The organism is Flavobacterium melibiosi (assembly GCF_048158545.1).
Taxonomy (GTDB): Bacteria; Bacteroidota; Bacteroidia; order Flavobacteriales; family Flavobacteriaceae; genus Flavobacterium; species Flavobacterium melibiosi.
Window position 1 is genome coordinate 96,490 of the sequence record NZ_JBLNKU010000014.1, and the last position, 22,274, is coordinate 118,763.

Here is a 22,274-nt window from a genome sequence, read left to right on the forward strand (position 1 = left end):
GACGCAGACAAATAATGCAATAAATTAAATTAATAAATTATGAATGAAAGACGTTATGACCTGGATTGGCTCAGAGTGATGGCCATTATACTATTACATCTGTTCCATTGTGCAATGCCTTTTATTGCCGAATGGGATTGGCATTTGAAAAACAAGGAAACTAGCTATTTGGTTTTAGAATGCAATTATTTTCTCTCTCGTTGGCGCATGCCTATTCTCTTCTTCATTTCGGGTATCGGAACTGTCTTTGTTCTTAATCAGAAATCAGTACTACATTTCATTTGGCAACGAACGAAAAGGCTTTTAATTCCTTTGCTTTTCGGCATGTTGATGATTGTCCCGGCTCAAGTCTATTTTGAAAGGATTTATAAAGGGGCAAAGTATACTTCTTACTTAGATTTTTATCCCTCCATTTTTACAACAACAGTTTACCCAGCGGGCAATCTAAGTTGGCATCACCTTTGGTTCATTGCCTATCTATTTGTCTATTCCCTGCTTGCAATCCCTCTAATTCTTTTCTTTAAATCCTCTAAAGGAATAGTCATAACTAATATAGTAGCTAAATTTTCTAACAAAATAGGAATGATTGGATTTGGTCTGATACTTAGCATCGCCGCACTCCTTTATTTCCCATTCCCTGGTGAAACCCACGCGTTTGTTGATGATTGGGCAGCATTTACAAGATACTTCCTATACTTCATATTTGGAGCATTTTTTGGAACTAACCCCATTTTTTGGAAAAACCTTGAAAACAACAGGAAACTAAATTTGAAAATTGCATTTTTTAGTACACTTTTTATTAACTACCTGCGATGGAATGATAAGGAACCAGACTGGGATATAAGTACTGTAAATATTTTATTTATCTTCTTGTTAGCCCTTAGTGCTTGGTTTTGGGTTACTGCATTCCTAGGTTACGGGAAAAAATATTTAAATTTTACTAATAAATTTCTACAGTTTTCCAATGAGGCAATTTACCCATTTTACATTCTGCATCAAACATTTATTGTGATTATTGCTTATTATGTCATACAAACTCAGGATGACATAATAAGTAAATATCTCTTCTTAACTTTTGTCACATTAATACTTTCTATTGGTTTTTATGTGTTTCTAATCAAGCCTTACAAAATAACAAGATTCCTATTTGGCATGAAAATCAAATAAAAATGGGTGCTAATCAAGATATCACACCTTGAACAAGGCTATGCAAAAGAAATCCTGACGGGAATTTTTTAAAAGAATGGCTTGCATTGATTTAAAATTTAAAATTTATGAAACCATTCATCGTACACATCTCCACTTTTTTTATTTCGCTTTTGGTAATACAATTGTCAAATGGAATATATAGTTTTCAACTATCCGGCAGGATTACAATGACAGTATGCTATTGTTTACTTCCATAGCGCATTTCAAGTTTGTAAAGGGCATATTGACTATTTACTAATAGGCTTTTCACTTTTGATATCGGGTCCTATAATTCGACATTAATACAAAATATAAGTAAAATCGTGCCGATAAACTTATTTAAAAAATGCAATGACTTATTTTTACTTTTAATGAAAAATATTTATAGTCTTAATCTGGTAAAAATGACAAGAAAATGCAATCATTAATCACTTATTTTAAGAGAATGGGTTTTTCTGAATGTGAATTAACTCCATTTTTAAATTGTATTAAAACACGGCAATTTAAAGCTAATGAATTAATTCTTTACAAAGGACAGGTTGAAAACTACTTGTCCTTTGTTGATGAAGGTCTTGTACGATATTATGTCGTAGCTAAAGATAAAGAAATTACCTTAGATTTTGCCTTTCAGAGATCATTCTACTGTGCCTATGATTCATTTTATGATAGGTCGGCAACTCAAATTTATATAGAAGCATTAACTGATACTCAACTATATTCCATATCGTATAAAGATTTGCAAAACTTATATTCAAATTGTGAAATCACAAAAAAAATTGGTCGTTTAGCCACCGAATATTTATTGTCAAAAAAAGTTAAAAGAGAAATAAATCTTCTAACAAAATCACCACAAGAACGATATGAAGAATTATTAAGGGAGCAACCAAAATACATTATTCAAATTCCTTTAAAATTTATTGCCTCATATCTTGGTGTGGTTCCTGAAACCTTAAGCAGAATTCGCAAAAGAATTACTTGACCAAAGTCAATTGTAAAGTGACCAATTAAAGTGAATTTTGCTTAATAATTATTAATGTAAATTATATACTATGAAAGTAACAATCACACATATAGATACGGCGTGTATTCTATTAGAAATTAATGGCTACAAAATTTTGACTGATCCAACTTTAGATAATAAAGATGGCTTTTTCCCTCAATATGTGAGTAGTCCACTTGCTTTTTCTAAAAAATATATTGATCCTGCGCTTTCAATCGATGAAATTGGTAAAGTAGATCTAGTATTACTCAGTCACGACCATCATAGCGATAACTTAGACAGAAACGGAAAAAAATTTATCAAAACGGTTCCAATTGTTTTGTCAACTAAAGATGCTGTAAGACGCTTGAAAAATGAAAACACTATCGGACTAGATAATTGGGAAGAGTACAAAATTAATGATAAAAGAGTAAAAGGATTAAAAATTACAGCTATTCCAGCACAACATACCAACATTAAAAGACTAGGCAGAGTGATGGGTAAAGTATTAGGCTTCGCCATTGAATGGGACGGTCAAGAAAACGGGTGTATTTATATTTCTGGAGATACGGTTTTATTTGAAGGCGTGTATCAATTAGCGGAAAAGAAAAAAGTGGATATTGCTATCTTACATTTAGGAGCTGGGGCATTCCCGTACCTAAAAAGAAATTTAAGGGTTACAATGAATGGTGAGGAAGCAATTGAAACTACAAAACTTTTAAATCCAAATATTGTTATTCCAATTCATTATGAAGGTTGGTGGCACTTTAGACAAACCGCCAGATCGTTAAAAAATGAAATCGAAAAGTCGGGGCAAAATGATAAATTTTTATGGCTCAAAAGTGGAATTAAAACTGAATTGGTATGATGAAATGATTAATACTCGACGTCCCAAAACCCAAAACCTCGGTACGCCAATATAACGACCAACGTACAGTCAAAACAACATAAATAAAAATATAAAATGAGTATTTCAAAATCAAACAAACCAGCACTAATATTAATTGACATCCAAAAAGCCTTTGACAATCTAGAATATTGGGGTGGACAAAGAAACAACCCCGAAGCAGAGAATAATGCAGGCGAATTATTAAAGCTTTGGAGAAAAAATAAACTTCCTGTTTTTCATATCAAGCATTGTTCTTCAATTGAAACTTCCTTGCTTAACGTGACAAACGCAGGAAATGAATTTAAAGACATTGTAAAACCAATTGAAGGGGAACCGATAATTAAAAAGAGCGTAAACAGTGCTTTTATCGGGACTGACTTAAAGAAACGTCTGGACAATGAAAAAATTTCTAAACTTGTAATTGTAGGCTTGACTACCGACCATTGTGTTTCGACAACTACTAGAATGGCAGGAAATTTTGGCTATGACACTTTTCTTGTTTCAGACGCAACTGCAACTTTTAACAAAAAAGGAGTTGATGGACAGAATTATTCAGCAAAACTAATACACGAAACAGCATTGGCAAGTTTAAATGAAGAATTTGCAACCATTGTTACGACAGACTTTTTAAAACAAAATATTTAAAAAATACAAAAGCGAAGAGGCCACATACATCAAATGCAAGTGGGCTGGCAGAATTCCAAAAAAAGTAATTAACGAAGAAATTGTGTGACGATAAAAAAATGAAATAATGGTAGAATTAAGACAAATGAATCCACAAGATTGGGAAAATGTTGCAAGAATATATTTTGAAGGTATTCAAACTGGAAACGCAACTTTTCAACTAGATAAACCAACCTACGAAGAATGGAATGTTGGACATCTAAAAAATTGCAGAATAGTTGCCATTTCAAATAACCAAATTGTAGGATGGGCGGCATTAACACCTGTTTCTGACCGTTGTGTTTATGCTGGTGTTGCAGAAGTTAGTATTTACGTTTCAGACAAACATCGTGGCCAGAAAATAGGAGCAATACTATTAGCTAAACTTATTTTGAAAAGTGAAGAAGAAAACATTTGGACCTTACAAGCAGGAATTTTTCCGGAAAATATTCCTAGTATAAAACTACACGAACAACTAGGATTTCGGAAAGTAGGCTACAGAGATAAAATCGGAAAAATGAATGGTATATGGCGGGATTCTCTACTTTTTGAGCGAAGAAGTGAAAGTGTAGGTATTGATTGATAAAACTAAACCACTATGGACTGAAAGTCCATAGATTTTGTTGGCAGACTTAAAGTCTGCACGGCTGAAAACGTAATATTTAACACGAATTCCACTAATTTTCACAAATTAATTCGTGGTAATTTGTAAAATTAGTGGAATTCGTGTTTGATCTTTTTAGAAGTTAAAAGCGAAATGCACTAAAGTGCATAGTTTTAAACTATATTTGAGACCAATAAAGATTCATTCTAGTAAAGACAAATCTGAACTGTATAGATACACTAGTAAATCTAACAATGTTTATTCTCTTGGCCTTCATACCTGGTCTAACTAAATCTCCAAAGAGCTTATTCGGGATGGTTTCAACGATAAGTTATATTTTTTCAACAATTGGTGTTGACTGAATTTGTATCTATCATCTATAGGCTAATTGAATCGCTAAATTATTCAAGTCAATATAACAATGAACAAATAAATTCACAATGTGATTTAGATTGCACACACACTGCAGTGCATTTAAAAACATCAAAAACAATTACAATTTAAAGAAATTAAATCTCCTAACTACTTAAGGATAATTCAACTATTTGAACTAGTTGGAAAGTTTTATTGTTTGTCCTACCAAAACGCAAAATTAAAATGTCCGTTTTTGACGCTTTGTTGTCATTTCTAAACAAAGTGACAGCCATAAATTTGCAATATAAAATCAACATTTTCAATAGGTTACACTAACAAAATAATAAAAAATAAAATTATGAAAATTAAAAAGAAATTTTGGGCAATAGCCCCAGTAATGATTCTTTCGGCAATAGTTTATACAAGTTGCCAACCCCTTCGCGAATTTGAAAATATACCGGTTTATAAGGGTACAGTTAATCAAAATTTAAAAGCTGTCCCCTATAATAAATCCAAAAAGACTATTGTTATTGTTGCAAATAATAATGGCACCGAAATTTTTGACTTGATGGCACCCTACTATCTCTTCAACGCTACTGAAAAAGCAAATGTATATGTGGTAGCCGAAACGAAAAGCCCAATCGTACTTCTAAAAGGATTGTATATCTATCCGAATTTAACATTTTCGGAAATGGATTCTTTAAAAATTGTGCCCGATGTTATCGTAATCCCTGCAATAATTAGTGTTTTTAATGACCTAAAATCACCCATAATCAAATGGATTCAAGAAAAACACAATACCACCACTAAAATTCTTTCTGTCTGCGTAGGCTCATTGGTGGGTTCAGCTACTGGGTTGTATGATGGCAAACTAATTACCACTCACGCTTCAGACTTTGAAAATAGCAAAACACTTTTTAAAAATCCCCTGTGGATTCAGAATGTAACGGTTACTAAAAGTGATAATTTATACAGTACAGCTGGTGTTTCAAATGCAGTCGAAGGAAGTTTAACCATTATAAAGGAAATGTTTGGGAAAGAAACACTTCAAAAAGTAATGGAAGACATTCATTATCCGTATGCTGAAATTAAAATAGAACATAAAAGTTTAGCCATTGAAACTGGCAATAAATTTACTATTGCTAACAAATTAATCTTCAGAAAAAATAGAAAAATTGGGATACTGCTTCAAGAGGGTATTAATGAACTCAACTTAGCTGCAGTCCTGGACACTTATCATAGAACATTTCCATCGGCCTTAGAAACAGTTATGACAAATGGCGTTTCAGTTACATCAAAATATGGTTTGACTATAATCCCTACAAATGATTTGAACGATACGAAGTTAGACGAACTTCACATTCTACTACCAAATACTATTTCAAAATCAGAGTTGGAAAGATTTAAAGAAATACCACTGATAAAATACAATACTACCGAAAATCAATACATAATCAATCAATGCCTACAAAGAATCCAGAAGCAATACGGTCAAAAGTTCGAAAATATCACAAAATTGTTATTGGATTACAATTAAAGAATAATTTCTTCTTATTAGAAAAATAACTATACGTTTTAATCATCACTCGAGGCGCAGCCGAACTGTTTGGAGCTTAGCGGAAAAAATCAAAAATAAATAATCGTTAAACAAATTTTAAAAAAGTAATTATGAAAGTAGTAGAAACTACAAGCAATGAAACTCTAAATGTAGAAAATGAAAAATGCAGCAATCCAAATTGCAAATGTGAAGATTGTAACTGTGGCTCAGATTGTAAGTGTGCCAGCTGTAACTAGTTGAATATTATTAGCCAAAAAAAAGGGCATATACAATTCAATTTGACACCCCTTTTCAACAGATGTCTTGCAGACTTAAAACACTAGTTTGCAGGCATCTTCCTCTAGTTCGCATAACAAAATTGTAGCGCTAGCTATATTCTTGGACTTTTGTAAAAAAATAGTAACAGTTTAAACAAAAAAACAATTATGAAAACAGAAAACAAAAAAATTACGTATTTATATTGGTCACTTTTAATACTATTGGCCGTCTTTTTTGCCATAAGCGGCTTTATGGAAATAACCAAAAACCCGTCAACTTATCCAAAGACATTAAGAATGGGTTATCCACCCTACTTTATTTTAACTCTTGGCATTGCTAAAATTGCGGGAGTAATAACTTTATTAATACCTAATCTAAAAAGATTAAAAGAATGGGCTATTGCAGGTTTTACTTTTGATGTAATATTTGCTTTTATATCTGGACGTGCAATAGATAGCAATGCTGACTGCATAAAAGCAGTAATTGTATTTTGTATATTAATGCTAACCTATTTCTTATTACTTAAAAGGGAATCGTATCAGAGTAAAGTAACAATATAAAGAGGGTCTGTTAGCCCGGGTACTTCAATACTATTTACTTATAACAAAAGATAATTTTGTATAAGTCCTATTTAACTTCTCTTTTGTCCTATCCTGCTGATTGCATCTGAAATTATTTTTGCAGAAGAAATAGTTAAAAAGCCATCAATTTAAAAATCAATTAAATAACATCCTAAAATAATAAAACGACAGGAGTACAAAATAAAATTTATCGCTTGTCATAACCTGACATCTTATTTTCCAAAAACAGTAATTCATCAACTATGAATTTGCACTCTATAACTATTGACATTAGTCGCAAAAAAAATCATAAATCAAAAATATTTTATAATCAAAGTTATTATGAATTTAAAAACATCAATTTTAGTTATCCTATTACTTATTGGGTTCCTAATTCAAGCACAGGATAAAAATTCAACACCATTGATAGGTTCTTGGATGGGAAAAACCATTACAAAAGACGTGTCCTTATCGGAATTGGTTCTTTTTAGATTGGAATGGAAAAACAATTCAATAAAGGGTTTTATGGACTTTCCTGATAAAAGATTAAAAAATATTCCACTTGATAAGGTATGGAGGATTAAGGATACTGTGTTTGCTGATGCTAGAAAATCATTAGGATGGCCAGAGACCGCACCATTAATTTTTAAAGGAGTTCTGAAGGCTGGAGATTCTATTATTGAAGGAATGTGGGGCGGTCAAACGCCTCTAAAATTGAGCCGAACCAATTATGTATTTAAGCTCAAAACGAATTTAAACCCAAAAATTGCTGGATATAAAATCATAAAATTAATTGAAAGCACACCCATTAAAGACCAGCAAGCGACTGGTGATTGTTGGAGTTTTGCCACCACTTCTTTTATTGAAACAGAAGCCATTAGACTTGGTAAAAAACCAGTTGTACTTTCTCCAATGTTTTTTGTCAGACCTACTTACATTGATAAAGGCGAAAATTATATTCGACGAAATGGCAGCAGTTTTTTTAGCGAAGGAGACTTGACTTTTAGCGTTTTGAAAGGCTATAAAGAATTTGGAGCCATTCCTGAAAGTATCTATTCTGGAAAATTGGATTCCGATGTAAAACACGATCATTCTGAAATGAATGCTACTCTGTTGGAAAAGGTTAAATTTTATAAAAACTCCCACGGTGATTTAACTCCCGAGCTTTACCGTAAAGATATGGATGCTATTTTGACTCAAACCTTGGGCAAGGTTCCTGAAACCTTTGTTTACGATGGAAAACAATTTACTCCAAAGTCGTTTGCAACTGAAATGATTGGAATTAATACTGATGATTATGTGGAAATTACATCCTACACCCATCACCCTTTTTACTCCAAGTTTAATTTAGAAATTGAAGCCAATTGGAATAATAATCAGTATTTGAATCTGCCAATCGATGATTTCCTATCTGTAATTGACCAAGCCTTATTGAATAATTATTCCGTTTGCTGGGATGGTGATATTTATGAAGGATTTAAAAATGGCTTTGCATTATTGGATAATCCTAAAATCATTACACAACCCATAAGACAGGCCGCTTTTGATAATCGCACCACCGAAGACATACACAATATGCATATTATTGGTCTTGCAGAAAATGAATATGGCAATTCCTTTTATATCCTTAAAAACTCCGCTGATAATAATGATTGTGGTGGGTATCTCTATATGTCGAAAGAATATTTACAGATAAAAACAATTTCTGTAATGGTACACAAAAATGCCATTCCAAAAGCAATAATGAAGAAAGTTGGCAAAAATCTTTAATGGGTACAGCAAGTACAATCTTAAAAATAACCTCAAAATTAGGATCAAAATAATCTAATAAAAAAATCAAAATTATGAATACAAAAATTATTACTTATCTAACATTATTACTGCTGCTTTTTATTAGCAGTATGTATTCCCAGGAGAAGTACACCCTTAGTGGAACAGTAACTGATTCCAAAAGCAACGAAAGTTTAATTGGTGTCAATGTTTATTTCCCTGAATTGAAAACGGGGACAACCACTAACGAATATGGTTTTTATTCCATAACGATTCCTAAAGGCAATTATGAAGTCCAAGTGAGTTATGTTAGTTTCCAAACGGCTACCGAAACCATTATTCTGTCTAAAAACATCAAAAAAAGCTTCCAACTTACCTCCATTGATGAACAGTTACAGGAAGTCGTGATTACGGAAAGCCGAAAAACCAATATCAGAAGACCTGAAATGAGCGTCAACAAACTTTCTATAGCAACAATCAAAAAAATGCCAGTAGTTTTGGGAGAAGTTGATGTTTTGAAATCTATATTACTGCTTCCAGGCGTTACAAATGCAGGAGAAGGTGCGTCAGGTTTTAATGTCCGAGGCGGTGGTGCAGACCAGAATTTAATTTTACTTGACGAAGCCACTATTTTTAGCTCCTCGCATGTTTTTGGCTTTTTCTCTGTTTTTAATCCTGATGCTATCAAGGATTTAAAGTTGTACAAAGGCGGTATTCCAGCGAGATATGGCGGAAGAGTTTCTTCGGTTTTGGATATTTACCAGAAAGACGGGAGCAGCACAGGTTTTCATATGAATGGTGGTATTGGCTTAATTTCAAGTAGATTATTGGCCGAAGGTCCCATCGTGAAAGATAAAGGTTCTTTCCTTATTGGCGGTCGTGCTTCTTATGCCCATTTATTTTTAAAATTGTCTGATAAACAGAAAGACAATGCAGCCTATTTTTATGATTTGAATACGAAATTGTCTTATAAACTGAACCCAAACAATAATGTATACTTATCCGGATATTTTGGACGAGATGTTGTCAGTCTGGACAAAAGTTTCACTAATACTTATGGTAATGCCATTATTAACTTGCGTTGGAATCATTTGTACAGTGATAAATTATTTTCTAATCTATCCCTAATATATAGCGATTATTACTTTGGACTGGGCTTGGATTTAGCGGATTTCAAATGGGATTCCGGAATTAAAAATTACAATATAAAATATGATTTCAAGAATTATATTTCAGACAAATTCAAATTAAATTTTGGAGTAAACAGCATATATTATGATTTCAATCCTGGTACGGTGATTCCAACAAATCCAAATTCAGGAATCAATTATACCCAATTGGATAAAAAATATGCTTTTGAACCTGCCCTATATGTCGATGCAATTCAAGAAATTTCGGAGAAAATCTCGCTATCCTACGGTTTACGATACAGCCTGTTTTACAGACTAGGAAAATCGAATATAAACAGTTATGCCAATAATGAACCAGTAACTTTTAATCAAGAAGCACAGATTTACGAAAAAGCAACTCCAACAGGAAGCAAATTTTACGACACTAACAAAGTAATTCAAAGCTATAATTATTTAGAGCCTCGTTTTGCTGCAGCTTATGAATTGGATAAAAATCAATCTCTAAAAGCTAGTTACAATAGAATGGTTCAGTATTTACAATTAATTTCAAATACGTCATCGCCAACTCCATTGGATGTTTGGATGCCAAGTGACAATTTTATCAAACCACAAATTGCTGATCAAGTTGCTTTAGGGTATTTCAGGAATTTCAGCGATGATAACTATTCTCTTGAAGTGGAAACCTTCTATAAAAAAATCCAAAACAGGATTGACTACATAGATGGCGCCGATTTGATTGCAAACGATGCTATTGAACAAGTAATCCTAAACGGTCGTATGCGTTCCTATGGTTTAGAACTGATGTTGCGCAAAAACGAAGGTAAATTTACCGGCTGGATTTCCTATACTTTATCAAAATCTGAGCAACAAACTCCGGGAAGAAACAGTTCCGAGATTGGAATCAACAATGGAAAATGGTACAGTTCTGCTTACGACAAATTACACAACCTCGCTGTTACCAGTTCTTATAGTTTAAATAAAAAATGGAGTTTTGGTGCAAATTTCATTCTCCAATCTGGTCAACCCGTAACCTATCCAAACGGTCAATATACCTATCAGGACATTGTAGTTCCAAGTTATGGATTGAGAAACGAAAACAGGTTACCAGTTTACCACCATTTAGATATTTCTGCAACCTTAACACCTCATAATAATGATAAACGGAGTTGGAAATCAGAATGGGTATTCAGTATCTACAACGTGTACAACCGACAAAATGCTGCTTCAATAAATTTTAAGCAAAATGCAGATACTGGAAACAATGAAGCTTTGCGAACCTCCATATTTGGTATAGTTCCCGCGGTCAGTTATAACTTTAAATTTTAATCACTATTAAATAAAGAACAAATGAAAAATAAAATAAATCTAATACTCGTATTATTTACAGCTGCATTTTTTAACAGTTGTACTGATGTGGTTGACATTCCTTTAAACACCGACAACCCCAGATTAATAATTGATGCCTCGATAAATTGGCAAAAAGGAACAACAGGAAATAACCAAGTCGTAAAACTGACCACAACCACTGATTTTTATACCAATGTAATCCCTGTGGTTTCAGGTGCCACAGTTTTTATTAAAAATAGCTCGAATAGTGTTTTCAATTTTATTGAAACTCCCAATACTGGAGTTTATGTATGCGGAAATTTTGTTCCGGTAATTGACCAAAGCTACACTTTAACGGTAATCAATCACGGACAAACCTATACAGCTACTGAAACCCTGAAATCTGTAGCTTCAATAACTTCGGTAACGCAAGAAAATCAATCGGGTTTAGGAAACGACTTCCTAAAAATAAAAACTTTTTTCAATGATCCAGCAGATGTTGATAATTATTATCTCTATAAATACAAATTCTCAAATAACCTAAAACCGGAATACTCCATAGATGACGATCTCTTTTTTCAGGGAAACACCTTCTTTAGTTTAGTGCTAGAAGAGGATACCAAACCCGGCGATCAGGTTGAAATTACCCACTATGGTATTTCAAAATCCTATTTTAATTATATGAATATTTTATTAAGCGTGGCTGGTAGTTCTGGTGGTGGCCCGTTTCAATCTCCACCGGCAACCGTGAAAGGAAATATAAAAAACGAAACGAATTTTGACAACTATCCTCTTGGCTATTTCAGAATAAGCGAAGTATCAAAATCAGATTATACAATAAACTAATTTTAAAAATAAAACTATGAAAAATTTAAACAAGACACTTATTCTTCGTATCGCTTTAGCTACAATTTTTCTATCGCATAGTCTGCACGGTATTTTTACCAAAAATGATGTTAACGACTTTGGTAATTTCCTTTTAAACAAAATTGGTTTTGCACCCTTTGGGGTTGCTCTTGCTTGGATAATTGTTTTATCTCAAGTTGTAGGTTCTATTGCATTTTTATTTAATAAATGTATTAAACCATTTTCAGTACTATTTATATTCATACTTACAATAGGGATTGTATTTGAACATTTTAAAGAAGGATGGTTTGTAGTAGGTCGCGGTAGAAACGGAATGGAGTTTAGTTTTTTGCTTATTTGTGTTTTAGTATCGTTAATGATTTCAGATACTAAAGAAGAAGAAAAAAAAGGAATGATTATTAAGTGTTTTAAAAATATAAAAATGAAAAGACTTGTATTTATTCTATTTTTTACTTTGACAACGACTATTGTAGTCGGACAAAATACCGTTTATGACACTATTCAATATGCAAGAGAACACCACCAAAAAAGATTGACACTATTTAAAATTGAGCCCATAGTTAAAGGAAAAATTATTTTTTTAGGAAACAGCCTAACTGAATTTGGTGATTGGCAAAAACTTCTAAATGATACTTCAATAATTAATCGGGGCATCGCAGGAGACAATACTTTTGGAGTTATAAATCGTTTAGAAGACATAATTAATCTCCAACCAAAAAAAATATTCATTGAAATCGGAATAAATGACATATCACAAAACATTCCTGTTGAAATTATTGTCAGCAATATAACTTCAATTGTTAAAATATTAAAAGAAAAATCCCCCAAAACAAAAGTTTATGTTTATAGTATTTTACCAACAAATGATAATGTAAAAAATAATTATCCTGATGCTTTCAATAAAAACAATGTTGTAAGTTTAGTAAATCTACAATTGCAACGAGAAGCCAAAAGAATCAAATTTACATATATCGATCTAAGTACAATATTCAAAGACAAAAAGAACAATCTAAATCTTGTGTATGCAGATTCGGACGGACTGCATCTCAACGGTTTAGGGTATCAAACTTGGATTAAAATACTTAAATCAAAACACTATTTGCAGATAAACTTGTAACTATTTATTAAAAATTTTGACCTGAGTGTAAAAACTAAAAATAAATGTTGTGAATTCCACAAAAAAATTGAATATTATAAAATAAATTTCAAAATTAAACTTTCTCACTTTGGAAAACCACCAAATCGAAACTATCTGACTAACAACAATTAAAACCTCTATAATCCAAAAAAAATAGCTATGAGTAAATTATTTTTTATTCCAATTTTCATATTTTTTATTTCTTCTGTATATTCTCAAAGTATTAATGGGAAAATCGTGGATAGTTTAAATGTTCCTATTCAATATACAAATATTGGCGTTAAAGGTCAAGATATTGGGACAGTATCAGACGAAAACGGCAATTTCAGTTTGATTTTACCAACTTTAAATCAAGACTCAAAAATTATTATATCAAATATTAGCTACAAAGTTAAAGAATACACTATTAAGGATTTTATTAGTTTAATAAACACAAAAAAACAAATAATATTAGAAGAAAATTATCAACAACTTGAAGAAGTAGTTGTAACTTCTAAAAAACTAAAAAAAGATAATGTAGGTAATAAAACCACTTCTTCGCTAATAGCAGCTGGTTTTAAGAACAATTCTTTAGGTAGTGAAGTAGGCATCAAAATAAAAATAAAAGATAAGCCAACATATATTGACTCATTTAACTTTTTTATTACATCGTGTAAATATGATTCTCTTTTTTTTAGATTAAATATATATTCTATAAAGAATGATATGCCTTACGAAAATTTACTTTCTGAAAATATTTATTTTTCAACAGATATAAAAAAAGGCAAAGTCTCAATTGATTTAACTAAATATAATATAGTTGTTAATCAAGATGTAATAATTACAATTGAATATGTTAAAGAACTTGGTAAAGGAGGCTTGAACTTTTCAGGAGGTTTATTTGGAAATAAAATTTATCATAGACAAACCAGCTTTAGCGAATGGAAAAAAACAGCAACCGTAAGCCTTGGATTTAATGTAGATGTGAGATACTAAAAAAAGGCATCTATCAAGAACGATTTTCCAAAATGTGGGTTTTAGTACTTTCTAAAAGTCGGTTTTGTGCTTAAATTAATTTCATTAGATAAAAATCATAGAAGCCTGATTAAGAGAATAATTTCATCAACAGCAGTCACTTTTTTTACCTTTATCTATTTTTTTTGGAAAATACAAAGAAGGAACCGTCCCAGAACTTTCAAATTATAAATTAAAGAACTTCAAAGAAGTGCTACTCAACTTCATTTTTGTCCTATCCTGCATTTACATCTTGAAATATCTTTGCTGAATAAATATAAAAAACGAAACGAATATTGACAATTTTCCTCTTGGCTATTTCAGAGTAAGCGAAGCAGATGTTACGAATTATACCATTCAATAACTTAAGTAGAAATCATAATTAAATGACAATGATAAAATTAACTCTAAAATTCATATAATTTATAATAACCATCTTAATTTAAAACTTATGGAAACAATTACCACCAAACAAAGAATTTTAAACGCTCCTTTAACTAGAATTCTACTCGGTCTGATAGTCTGTTTTATTGCTTTTATTCTAGCTCAACAACTAACAGGAAAATTACTTGATTTAACTGTTGCTGATAAAAATCTCAGAAACCTGATTAAAGGCATCCTTTCCTCAGCGGCAGTAATTGGAGCTTACATCTACTTTTTTAGAAAATATGAAAAGAGAGCAATAACGGAATTTTCAGGTAAAGGAATCGCTAAATATGTTGTAATTGGAATAGGAATAGGAGTACTATTGCAAAGTCTTACGATATTGGTGATTATGATTAATGGCGGTTTTGAAATAGTTGCTATTAATCCTATTTCCAATATCATTATTCCATTTACGGTGGCTTTTTCGGTTGCCATTTTTGAAGAAATTTTAATCCGAGGTATTATTTTTCGAATTGTGGAAGAAAAATTAGGAAGCTACATTTCTTTATTAATTACTGCAATTATTTTTGGAGGATTGCACTTAGCTAATCCAAATAGCACCCTAATGTCTGGAGTATGTGTTGGTATTGAGGCCGGCTTTTTAATGGGTGCTGCTTATATTTATGCTAGAAATCTTTGGTTTCCAATTGCCATACATTTTGCATGGAATTTTATGCAATCAGGGATTTTTGGCGCAATTACCTCTGGTAATGAAAAAACATCTAGTTTATTAACTACAAGAATCACAGGTAGTCAATTAATTACAGGCGGAGAATTTGGTCCAGAAGGAACAATACAAGCAATTGTTTTTTGTTTGCTGGCATCTATCCTCTTAATGATTCTAAGTAGAAATAAATTGATATATCCCTATTGGAAAGAAAGAGCTGTAATAAACTACACAAAAAATATTTAAATCATTTTTTTAAACACAACATGGAAAAAGAAATCAAAACAGAAATCTCAATTAATACAACATTAGATAAAGTTTGGGCAGTTCTTATAAACTTTGACAATTATCCAAATTGGAACCCCTTTATAAAATCAATAAAAGGAGAAGTAAAAATCGGAAATAATATTACTGTAAGAATTGAACCGCCAAAATCAAAAGGAATGACTTTTAAACCAAGAATCCTAACATTTGAGACCAACAAAGAAATGAGTTGGTTAGGCCATTTTTTGTTTTCAGGTCTTTTCGACGGAGAACATAAATTTGAACTTATTGACAACGGAAACGGAACAACAAAATTTATACAAAGTGAAAAATTTAAAGGAATACTTGTACCTCTTTTCAAAAAACAATTAGACAATAATACAAAAAAAGGGTTTGAAGAAATGAACTACAAATTAAAAGAATTGGCTGAAAGGAAATAAACACTACTGATTGTGGCAGTTTACAATGTGGGTTAAAGGTTATTTTGTATTTTGAGTGATGCCAACGACCTCCTGGAAAATGAAAACAATCCATATTTTAATATCAAAATAGAAAATAAAATGAAACTTGAAATAAAAAACATTTCCAAACAATACAGTAAAAGTAAATTTGGATTACAAAATTTTTCTATCAATATTGAAAATGGAATTTTGGGTTTACTCGGACCAAATGGTGCAGGAAAATCTACTTTAATGAAGATTATTGCAACCATTTCTAATCCAACAAGTGGGCAAATTTTGCTCAACGGTGTAGACATTACCAAAAACCCAAACCGAATTAGGGAAATCCTAGGTTATTTACCGCAAGATTTTGGCGTCTATCCGAACTTAAATGCTTTCGAATTTCTGGAATATATTGGAGCGATGAAAGGAATTGGGGGCCCCAATTTAAAAACCAGAATCTCACAATTACTTGAAGGTGTCAACTTAATGGAGGCTGCAAAAAAACCAATAGGAACTTATTCTGGAGGAATGAAACAGCGAGTTGGTATTGCACAAGTTTTACTCAATGATCCCAAAATTCTAATCTTTGATGAGCCAACAGTTGGTCTCGATCCCGAAGAAAGGGTACGTTTTAGAAATCTAATTTCTGATCTGGCAAATGACGCTATCATTATTCTGTCATCTCATATTGTTTCTGATATTGAAACTATTGCCGATAAAGTGGCAATAATGCAACATGGAAAACTTATTTCACTTGGCTATCAACAAGAAATTATAGATACATTAAAAAATAAAGTTTTTGAAATCGAAATTGATAACAATGATTTGAATACATTCAAAGTAAACCATTTGATTTTAAATACAATTCGAAAAAAAGACAAAATTTTAATTCGATTTATTGCAAACGAAAAACTGCCAGATACAATGCTTTGCAATGCAACTTTAGAAGATGCTTATTTGTATCAAACTAAAAAATAAATAAAATGAGTTTCTATAAAAATATAACCAAAGCCGATTATCAACAACGCTCCCGAAGCTACGTTTTTCTAGTCACTTTATTGGTCAGCGTTTATGTAGCTTACACTTTTATTCCAAGTTACGATGCTAACTATACAACCGTGCGGGTTAATAATTTTATTGGTAAAAATAATTCAGCATGGATTGGTCACGTTACCGCAATTATGGCAAGTACTTTCTTGTGGCTTATCGGCTTTTATTTGGTCAATGACAGCATTAGACGGGATAAAGAAACGGGCGTTGGTCAAATAATTGCTACAACTTCAATTAGTAATTTTCAGTATTTATTAGCCAAAGCAATGAGTAATTTTTGTGTTTTATTGACCATTATATTAATCATTATTTTAATGGCTTTAGGATTATTTTTTTTCAGAGGTGAAAGCGGAAGTTTCGATTTCATTCAGTTTTTCATTCCCTATTTATTAGCCACTATTCCGAGTATATTTTTGGTTTCGGTTATAGCAATTGTATTTGAAGTGATTTTTGAAAATAAAACCAATTTACTTAATGTTGTGTTTTTCATATTGTTCGGATTCGTAGTTGCAAATACAAATTCAGGAAATAATCCTGTTTTGATATATATCGATCCTTTAGGAATCAAATATTTAACCAATCAAATGGTTGCGGTAGTGAATTCAATTAATCCAAGCAATTCTTATGAAGTTTCAGCTGGATATTTATTTAGCGATAATTATAAAAAGCAATATTTCGATTTCCTAGGTTCAACTTGGTCCTTTTTCTATATTTTAAGTCGAATAATCTGGATTGGAATTGGTTTAGGATTACTTTTTATAACATCAAAAATCTTCAATAGATTCGATTCTAAAACTATTGTTTTATCTAGAAAGAAAAGTTCTGATTTAATCTTTGATGAAATTAAAACAGAACCAAGAGAGATTAGATTATCAAAATTACCGAAAATAAATCCACAATTTGGAATTTTTCCAATCATAAAAACTGAATTTCTAATGCTTATTCGTAAGGGGCCAAAATGGTTTTGGCTCGTTAATTTTGGAGGAATGATTGCTTTGTTTTTACTACCAATGAATGAAGCCTATCAAACTACTTTACCTTTTTTATGGTTTTTACAAATCAATCGTTGGGCAGATTTGTCAACTAAAGAAAAATTTTTCGGAACCAGTAATTATATTTACTCGTCGTTCAAACCTTTGCAACGATTATTAACATCTCAAATTGTTGCAGGGTTTTTACTTGCAACGTTCTTAGCTCTGCCAATACTGATTAGACAACTAATTGATGCAAATTTCATTGCAACAATTGCAATACTACTTGGAAGTCTATTTTTAGTATCATTTGCCGTTTTTAGCGGAATGATTTCTGGTGGAAGGCGATTGTTTGAAATTTTATTTTTTGCTTTAACTTATGCTATCATTAATGGAGTTACTTATGTAGATTATTTTGGTGGATTCCATCAAGATTTTCAATATTTAATTAGTATGCTCATCGTTTTATTTTTACTTTTAACAACATCATTTTTATTTCGAAATCACGAAATAAAAAATCAATAATTTTTTTATGTCAAGAAATAAAAAAAGAGTTAAATCTACTTGTTGCCCAAATTGTAATGAGGTATTTGCCGATATAAACCATAATTTTTGCCCATATTGCGGACAAGAAAACCATACACATAAATTGCCTATAAAGCATTTTGTGATGGAAACATTGGAATCACTAACCCATTTTGATACCAAATTTTTGAATACCCTAAGAGATTTGGTTTTGAAACCTGGAATAGTAATCAAAAACTACAATTCCAACAAACGAGCGCATTATGTACCGCCAATTAGAATGTATGTTTTTACAACTTTTATTTTTCTATTAATTGTATCATTTTTGTTTAACCACACCATTGAAGAAAATAATGAAACTTTTCGAAAACAGATTATGGTGGTAAAAACCAACGGAATCAATCTATATAGTAAAACCGAAATTGATTCGTTAACTTTTACAAAATTACGACATGTAAAAAACCTTACTAATTCAGAAATAAATACTATTTTAAAATCAAGTAATATAAAAACTGATTGGTTCAACACCAGAATTGTAAATTCTTTTATAAAACTGCAAACTGGTGATTTAAAAATTTCTGAATTGTATAAAAAATTCGTGAAATACGCTTCTTATTCGTTTTTTATGTTCATGCCTTTTTTTGCATTAATTTTAAAATTATTTTATTTTCGAAAAGAGTATTATTATTCTGAATTTTTAATTTTTTCTATATTCTATCATATATTTATATTTGGATTAATGGGAATTTTGCTGCTTATTGAAAGACTATTTAATATTAATTTTGTTTATTTACTAATACCGTTTTTTATACTGATTTTTGTTTATTTGGGAATTTCATTAAAAAATGTCTTTGAAGGTAGCTGGCCCAAAACTATATTTAAAACTTTTATCTTGTCTTTTGTATATGTTTTATGTTTGTTCTGTTTGTTTATTTTTTTAATCTTGGGTAGTATGATCTAACTTTTAATATAACTTAATAATGGATGCAAATAAAAAACTGTATATTAAGTTAAGCTAGATTTTTGCAATTAATTTGATTATTAAATTCTTTAATGCTCTTCTAATTCAAAGCAGAATGTCTTCTTTTTCAGTTGTGCCAAATTTCAATGTATCCAAAGATTTCTAATTTTATTTGTTCTTTAGAAATCAGTTTGTTCTCATAAATTAACTCATTTTTCAAAGATTTAAAGAAGCTTTCAGCTAAAGCATTATCCTTGCAATTTCATTTATAACTAATACTGCGGGTTATTTTTTTATAGGAATCAAGAACATTCACAAACTTTTTACTGGCATATCGAATACCTCTGTCCAAATCTGTAAATATTCATAAACGCTGGGTTGTTATTTCCTGTATCATTAATTAGCTTTTAATTGAGACAATTGTACCTCCCTAAATTATGATGTGCATTTTCTATAAATATTTATTTAATTTAAATTCTTATTAGAATAGAATTCTTAAACAAATTAATTCATTTAATAAAGGATCTTATTCTGATCGCTGTTCATGCAAAAATTGAATTTTACGACGAAATGTGCCTTTATTAATATTTTGACCTCAACAGGACATTAAACCGTTTTCTGTCATATTTTTAAAATTTATCTTAAATTACAATTTTAAAAATATGCCAATTTCTTCAAATCCTGAAGAAAATGGTTTGAAATTTGTATCTCAGGGGTCCCCTTTAACTCTTGTATTTACTAGAAATTCCTTATATAGAACCCATTTTTATAAAAGAGTCGTGTGAAAAGCAGTGCAGCATCTACAACAACACTTTCTTCTAAAAAATCTAAAAATTTAACTTCAACTCTAAATACTGATACTTCTAAAAATATTTCATCAAAAGAAAATTTTATTGTTTACCCAAATCCTGTAAAATCGGGCACGGAATTAAACATAAGATCTAAGGAAGCTTTACCATTTGATGTTGTGATTGTTAATTTAGATGGTCAGGTGGTTTATTCTCAATTAAACAATCATGACAATTTGGTAACAGTGCGAGTACCTAATTTAAATAAAGGAATTTATTTCCTCAAAACAACAAATACTATAAGCACCAGAATTCAAAAAATACTGATAGAGTAATAAAATCCGAGGTACTATGATTTTAAGACAATCTAAGAAATTATAAGTCTAAAAATAGGGTTTGCTTTTTTAATTGAAGGCAAACCCTGTTTGGTATAACTAAGTACCCTAATCATACATCACTTAGCTTTTTTTATGTCAGTGATATAATCAATATTCAAAGTTTATAGCTATTTTTGTGTAAACAACTCCCATGAGTTATGTTATCTTGTAAGGATATCTTTGTTTTATTTTGCGATAGTTTGCTTTAAATTGTACCATAATTGTACCACTGAAGTTTAAAACTCCATTAAAGTGAGGAAAGTCATTTTCTGCATCGGGAAGTAGCAAAACAAAACATCACAAAACAACAACAAACAAACGAGTTAAAGTATTGATAAACAATATTTTAACTCGTTTTTATTTATACTTTCTTTTGGATATTATGCGTTATTTTGATTAGATTTGTACCTCAGTTGTACCTCGGAATTTGAGGTACAAAAAAATATTTTTTTTTGGCCAAATTATGGCACGTAGAGACACACATAGTCACAGTGGGACACCTAAAGTCACATTTCTATGAGTACAAACATTAAGATTACCCGCATCTGTGAATTCTGTAAAAATGAATTTACCGCACGCACAACAAAAACACGCTATTGCTCATTAAGCTGCAATAGCAAAGGTTACAAATCGCTCGCAAGGCAGTCGAAGATCACCCAAAGCAACAAGCAGACTGAGACTGCCAAGAATCCTGTCCTAGAAGTAGTAAAAGTTAAAGATTTCCTCAGTGTAAACCAGGCAAGCCTTTTATTTGGAATAAGCCGGAGAACAATTTACAGAATCATTTCAAGAGGAGAACTTGATGTTGCAAAATTCGGTACAAGAACAGTTATAAGGCGATGTGACATGGATACTTTTTTTTCCCTTCCACTGGATCAATCTATGCTCCGCCCAATTCAAGAATTTTCGGGATTGGAGAATTGCTATTCTATTGTAACCATCAAATACCCGGAAATGGTAGCGCAAATATTCCCTCACTTTGAAGGAGACAAACTCCCTGATTTTGGAAAAAATAATCTTTGGTTTTTATAGTTAAAACTAAACCAGTAATTCAAACAAAAATTGAATAAGAAGATGAAATGAAAATAGAAATCTTTATCAACGGATATAAATATTTACGGCCATCAAATAATTTCAGTCAATCATTTTTAAAAATTATCGATACAACTTCCTTAAAGAAAGAGAATTTTGAATTATATAAGACAAAATCGGATGAGATAAAAAACCTCACAGTGATATGTCTCAAGGATGATTTAGTTTTTATCATTCACAAACACTTGACCTTAGAGTTAGATTTTGCTATGAAAATAAATGCCTATGATATTGTTTATTGTTCTTGCTTGAAACCATTAACCGAAAGAGGTGAAGTTATAAAAGAATTAATGATAGACAATTATCAATTAATCCTAACCAATAGAAATTGGCTAGAAACTGATTATCTGAAACTATACTTCGAATTAGTAGATTATGGCGAAGCAGATAATCGTCTTATAAATGCCCTTAAACTTCAATAATCTGAAAGTTT

Annotated in this window: 20 protein-coding genes and 1 pseudogene; 20 read left to right on the forward strand and 1 reads right to left on the reverse strand. The window is 31.1% G+C overall.

What is annotated here, in order from left to right:
- Positions 1-39 precede the first annotated feature (39 nt).
- The 17 genes from ACM55F_RS15715 to ACM55F_RS15795 all read left to right on the forward strand — a co-directional run bounded on the left by ACM55F_RS15715 (position 40) and on the right by ACM55F_RS15795 (position 19,584).
- Positions 40-1,167: an acyltransferase family protein gene (locus ACM55F_RS15715; RefSeq protein ID WP_416854780.1), complete on the forward strand. Its 1,128-nt coding sequence runs from the start codon at positions 40-42 to the stop codon at positions 1,165-1,167.
- Positions 1,168-1,603: 436 nt separating this feature from the next.
- A complete protein-coding gene (locus tag ACM55F_RS15720) occupies positions 1,604-2,167 on the forward strand; it encodes a Crp/Fnr family transcriptional regulator (RefSeq protein ID WP_416854781.1) in 564 nt (187 codons plus the stop codon).
- Between the two features lie 70 nt (positions 2,168-2,237).
- Positions 2,238-3,035: an MBL fold metallo-hydrolase gene (locus ACM55F_RS15725; protein WP_416854782.1), complete on the forward strand. Its 798-nt coding sequence runs from the start codon at positions 2,238-2,240 to the stop codon at positions 3,033-3,035.
- Between the two features lie 96 nt (positions 3,036-3,131).
- On the forward strand, positions 3,132-3,701 hold the full coding sequence (locus tag ACM55F_RS15730; protein ID WP_416854784.1) for a cysteine hydrolase family protein: 570 nt from the start codon (positions 3,132-3,134) through the stop codon (positions 3,699-3,701).
- Positions 3,702-3,807: 106 nt separating this feature from the next.
- Positions 3,808-4,302, forward strand: a complete 495-nt coding sequence (locus ACM55F_RS15735) for a GNAT family N-acetyltransferase (protein WP_416854785.1) — start codon at positions 3,808-3,810, stop codon at positions 4,300-4,302.
- A gap of 733 nt (positions 4,303-5,035) precedes the next feature.
- Positions 5,036-6,214, forward strand: coding sequence for a DJ-1/PfpI family protein (locus ACM55F_RS15740; protein ID WP_416854786.1), 1,179 nt, complete (start codon positions 5,036-5,038; stop codon positions 6,212-6,214).
- A gap of 446 nt (positions 6,215-6,660) precedes the next feature.
- Positions 6,661-7,053 carry a DoxX family protein gene (locus ACM55F_RS15745; protein ID WP_416854787.1) on the forward strand — a complete coding sequence of 131 codons (393 nt, stop codon included), beginning with the start codon at positions 6,661-6,663 and terminating at the stop codon, positions 7,051-7,053.
- Between the two features lie 342 nt (positions 7,054-7,395).
- Positions 7,396-8,823 (forward strand): C1 family peptidase, encoded by a 1,428-nt coding sequence (locus ACM55F_RS15750; RefSeq protein ID WP_416854788.1) that lies wholly within the window; start codon positions 7,396-7,398, stop codon positions 8,821-8,823.
- A gap of 74 nt (positions 8,824-8,897) precedes the next feature.
- On the forward strand, positions 8,898-11,279 hold the full coding sequence (locus tag ACM55F_RS15755) for a TonB-dependent receptor (RefSeq protein ID WP_416854789.1): 2,382 nt from the start codon (positions 8,898-8,900) through the stop codon (positions 11,277-11,279).
- Between the two features lie 21 nt (positions 11,280-11,300).
- Positions 11,301-12,125: a DUF4249 domain-containing protein gene (locus ACM55F_RS15760; protein ID WP_416854790.1), complete on the forward strand. Its 825-nt coding sequence runs from the start codon at positions 11,301-11,303 to the stop codon at positions 12,123-12,125.
- A 16-nt stretch (positions 12,126-12,141) separates the two neighbouring features.
- Positions 12,142-13,263 carry a GDSL-type esterase/lipase family protein gene (locus ACM55F_RS15765; RefSeq protein ID WP_416854791.1) on the forward strand — a complete coding sequence of 374 codons (1,122 nt, stop codon included), beginning with the start codon at positions 12,142-12,144 and terminating at the stop codon, positions 13,261-13,263.
- 180 nt (positions 13,264-13,443) lie between these two features.
- A complete protein-coding gene (locus ACM55F_RS15770) occupies positions 13,444-14,259 on the forward strand; it encodes a carboxypeptidase-like regulatory domain-containing protein (RefSeq protein ID WP_416854792.1) in 816 nt (271 codons plus the stop codon).
- A gap of 469 nt (positions 14,260-14,728) precedes the next feature.
- Positions 14,729-15,616 (forward strand): CPBP family intramembrane glutamic endopeptidase, encoded by an 888-nt coding sequence (locus ACM55F_RS15775; RefSeq protein ID WP_416854793.1) that lies wholly within the window; start codon positions 14,729-14,731, stop codon positions 15,614-15,616.
- Between the two features lie 20 nt (positions 15,617-15,636).
- Complete coding sequence (locus ACM55F_RS15780; protein WP_416854794.1) at positions 15,637-16,074, forward strand: SRPBCC family protein; 438 nt, start codon at positions 15,637-15,639, stop codon at positions 16,072-16,074.
- Between the two features lie 120 nt (positions 16,075-16,194).
- Entirely contained in the window at positions 16,195-17,055 is an 861-nt protein-coding gene (locus tag ACM55F_RS15785; protein ID WP_416854795.1) for an ABC transporter ATP-binding protein, read from the forward strand.
- Positions 17,056-17,060: 5 nt separating this feature from the next.
- Positions 17,061-18,623, forward strand: a complete 1,563-nt coding sequence (locus ACM55F_RS15790; protein WP_416854796.1) for an ABC transporter permease — start codon at positions 17,061-17,063, stop codon at positions 18,621-18,623.
- A 145-nt stretch (positions 18,624-18,768) separates the two neighbouring features.
- Positions 18,769-19,584, forward strand: a complete 816-nt coding sequence (locus ACM55F_RS15795) for a DUF3667 domain-containing protein (protein WP_416854810.1) — start codon at positions 18,769-18,771, stop codon at positions 19,582-19,584.
- Positions 19,585-19,711: 127 nt separating this feature from the next.
- On the opposite strand, the pseudogene ACM55F_RS15800 reads toward ACM55F_RS15795, so the two are convergent.
- Positions 19,712-19,810, reverse strand: a pseudogene (locus ACM55F_RS15800) (IS3 family transposase); the annotation flags it as partial.
- A 555-nt stretch (positions 19,811-20,365) separates the two neighbouring features.
- Here ACM55F_RS15800 and ACM55F_RS15805 point away from each other — a divergent pair.
- The 3 genes from ACM55F_RS15805 to ACM55F_RS15815 all read left to right on the forward strand — a co-directional run bounded on the left by ACM55F_RS15805 (position 20,366) and on the right by ACM55F_RS15815 (position 22,263).
- Positions 20,366-20,707: a T9SS type A sorting domain-containing protein gene (locus ACM55F_RS15805; protein ID WP_416854797.1), complete on the forward strand. Its 342-nt coding sequence runs from the start codon at positions 20,366-20,368 to the stop codon at positions 20,705-20,707.
- Between the two features lie 558 nt (positions 20,708-21,265).
- Entirely contained in the window at positions 21,266-21,781 is a 516-nt protein-coding gene (locus ACM55F_RS15810) for a helix-turn-helix domain-containing protein (RefSeq protein WP_416854798.1), read from the forward strand.
- A gap of 47 nt (positions 21,782-21,828) precedes the next feature.
- Positions 21,829-22,263 (forward strand): hypothetical protein, encoded by a 435-nt coding sequence (locus ACM55F_RS15815; RefSeq protein ID WP_416854799.1) that lies wholly within the window; start codon positions 21,829-21,831, stop codon positions 22,261-22,263.
- Positions 22,264-22,274 lie beyond the last annotated feature (11 nt).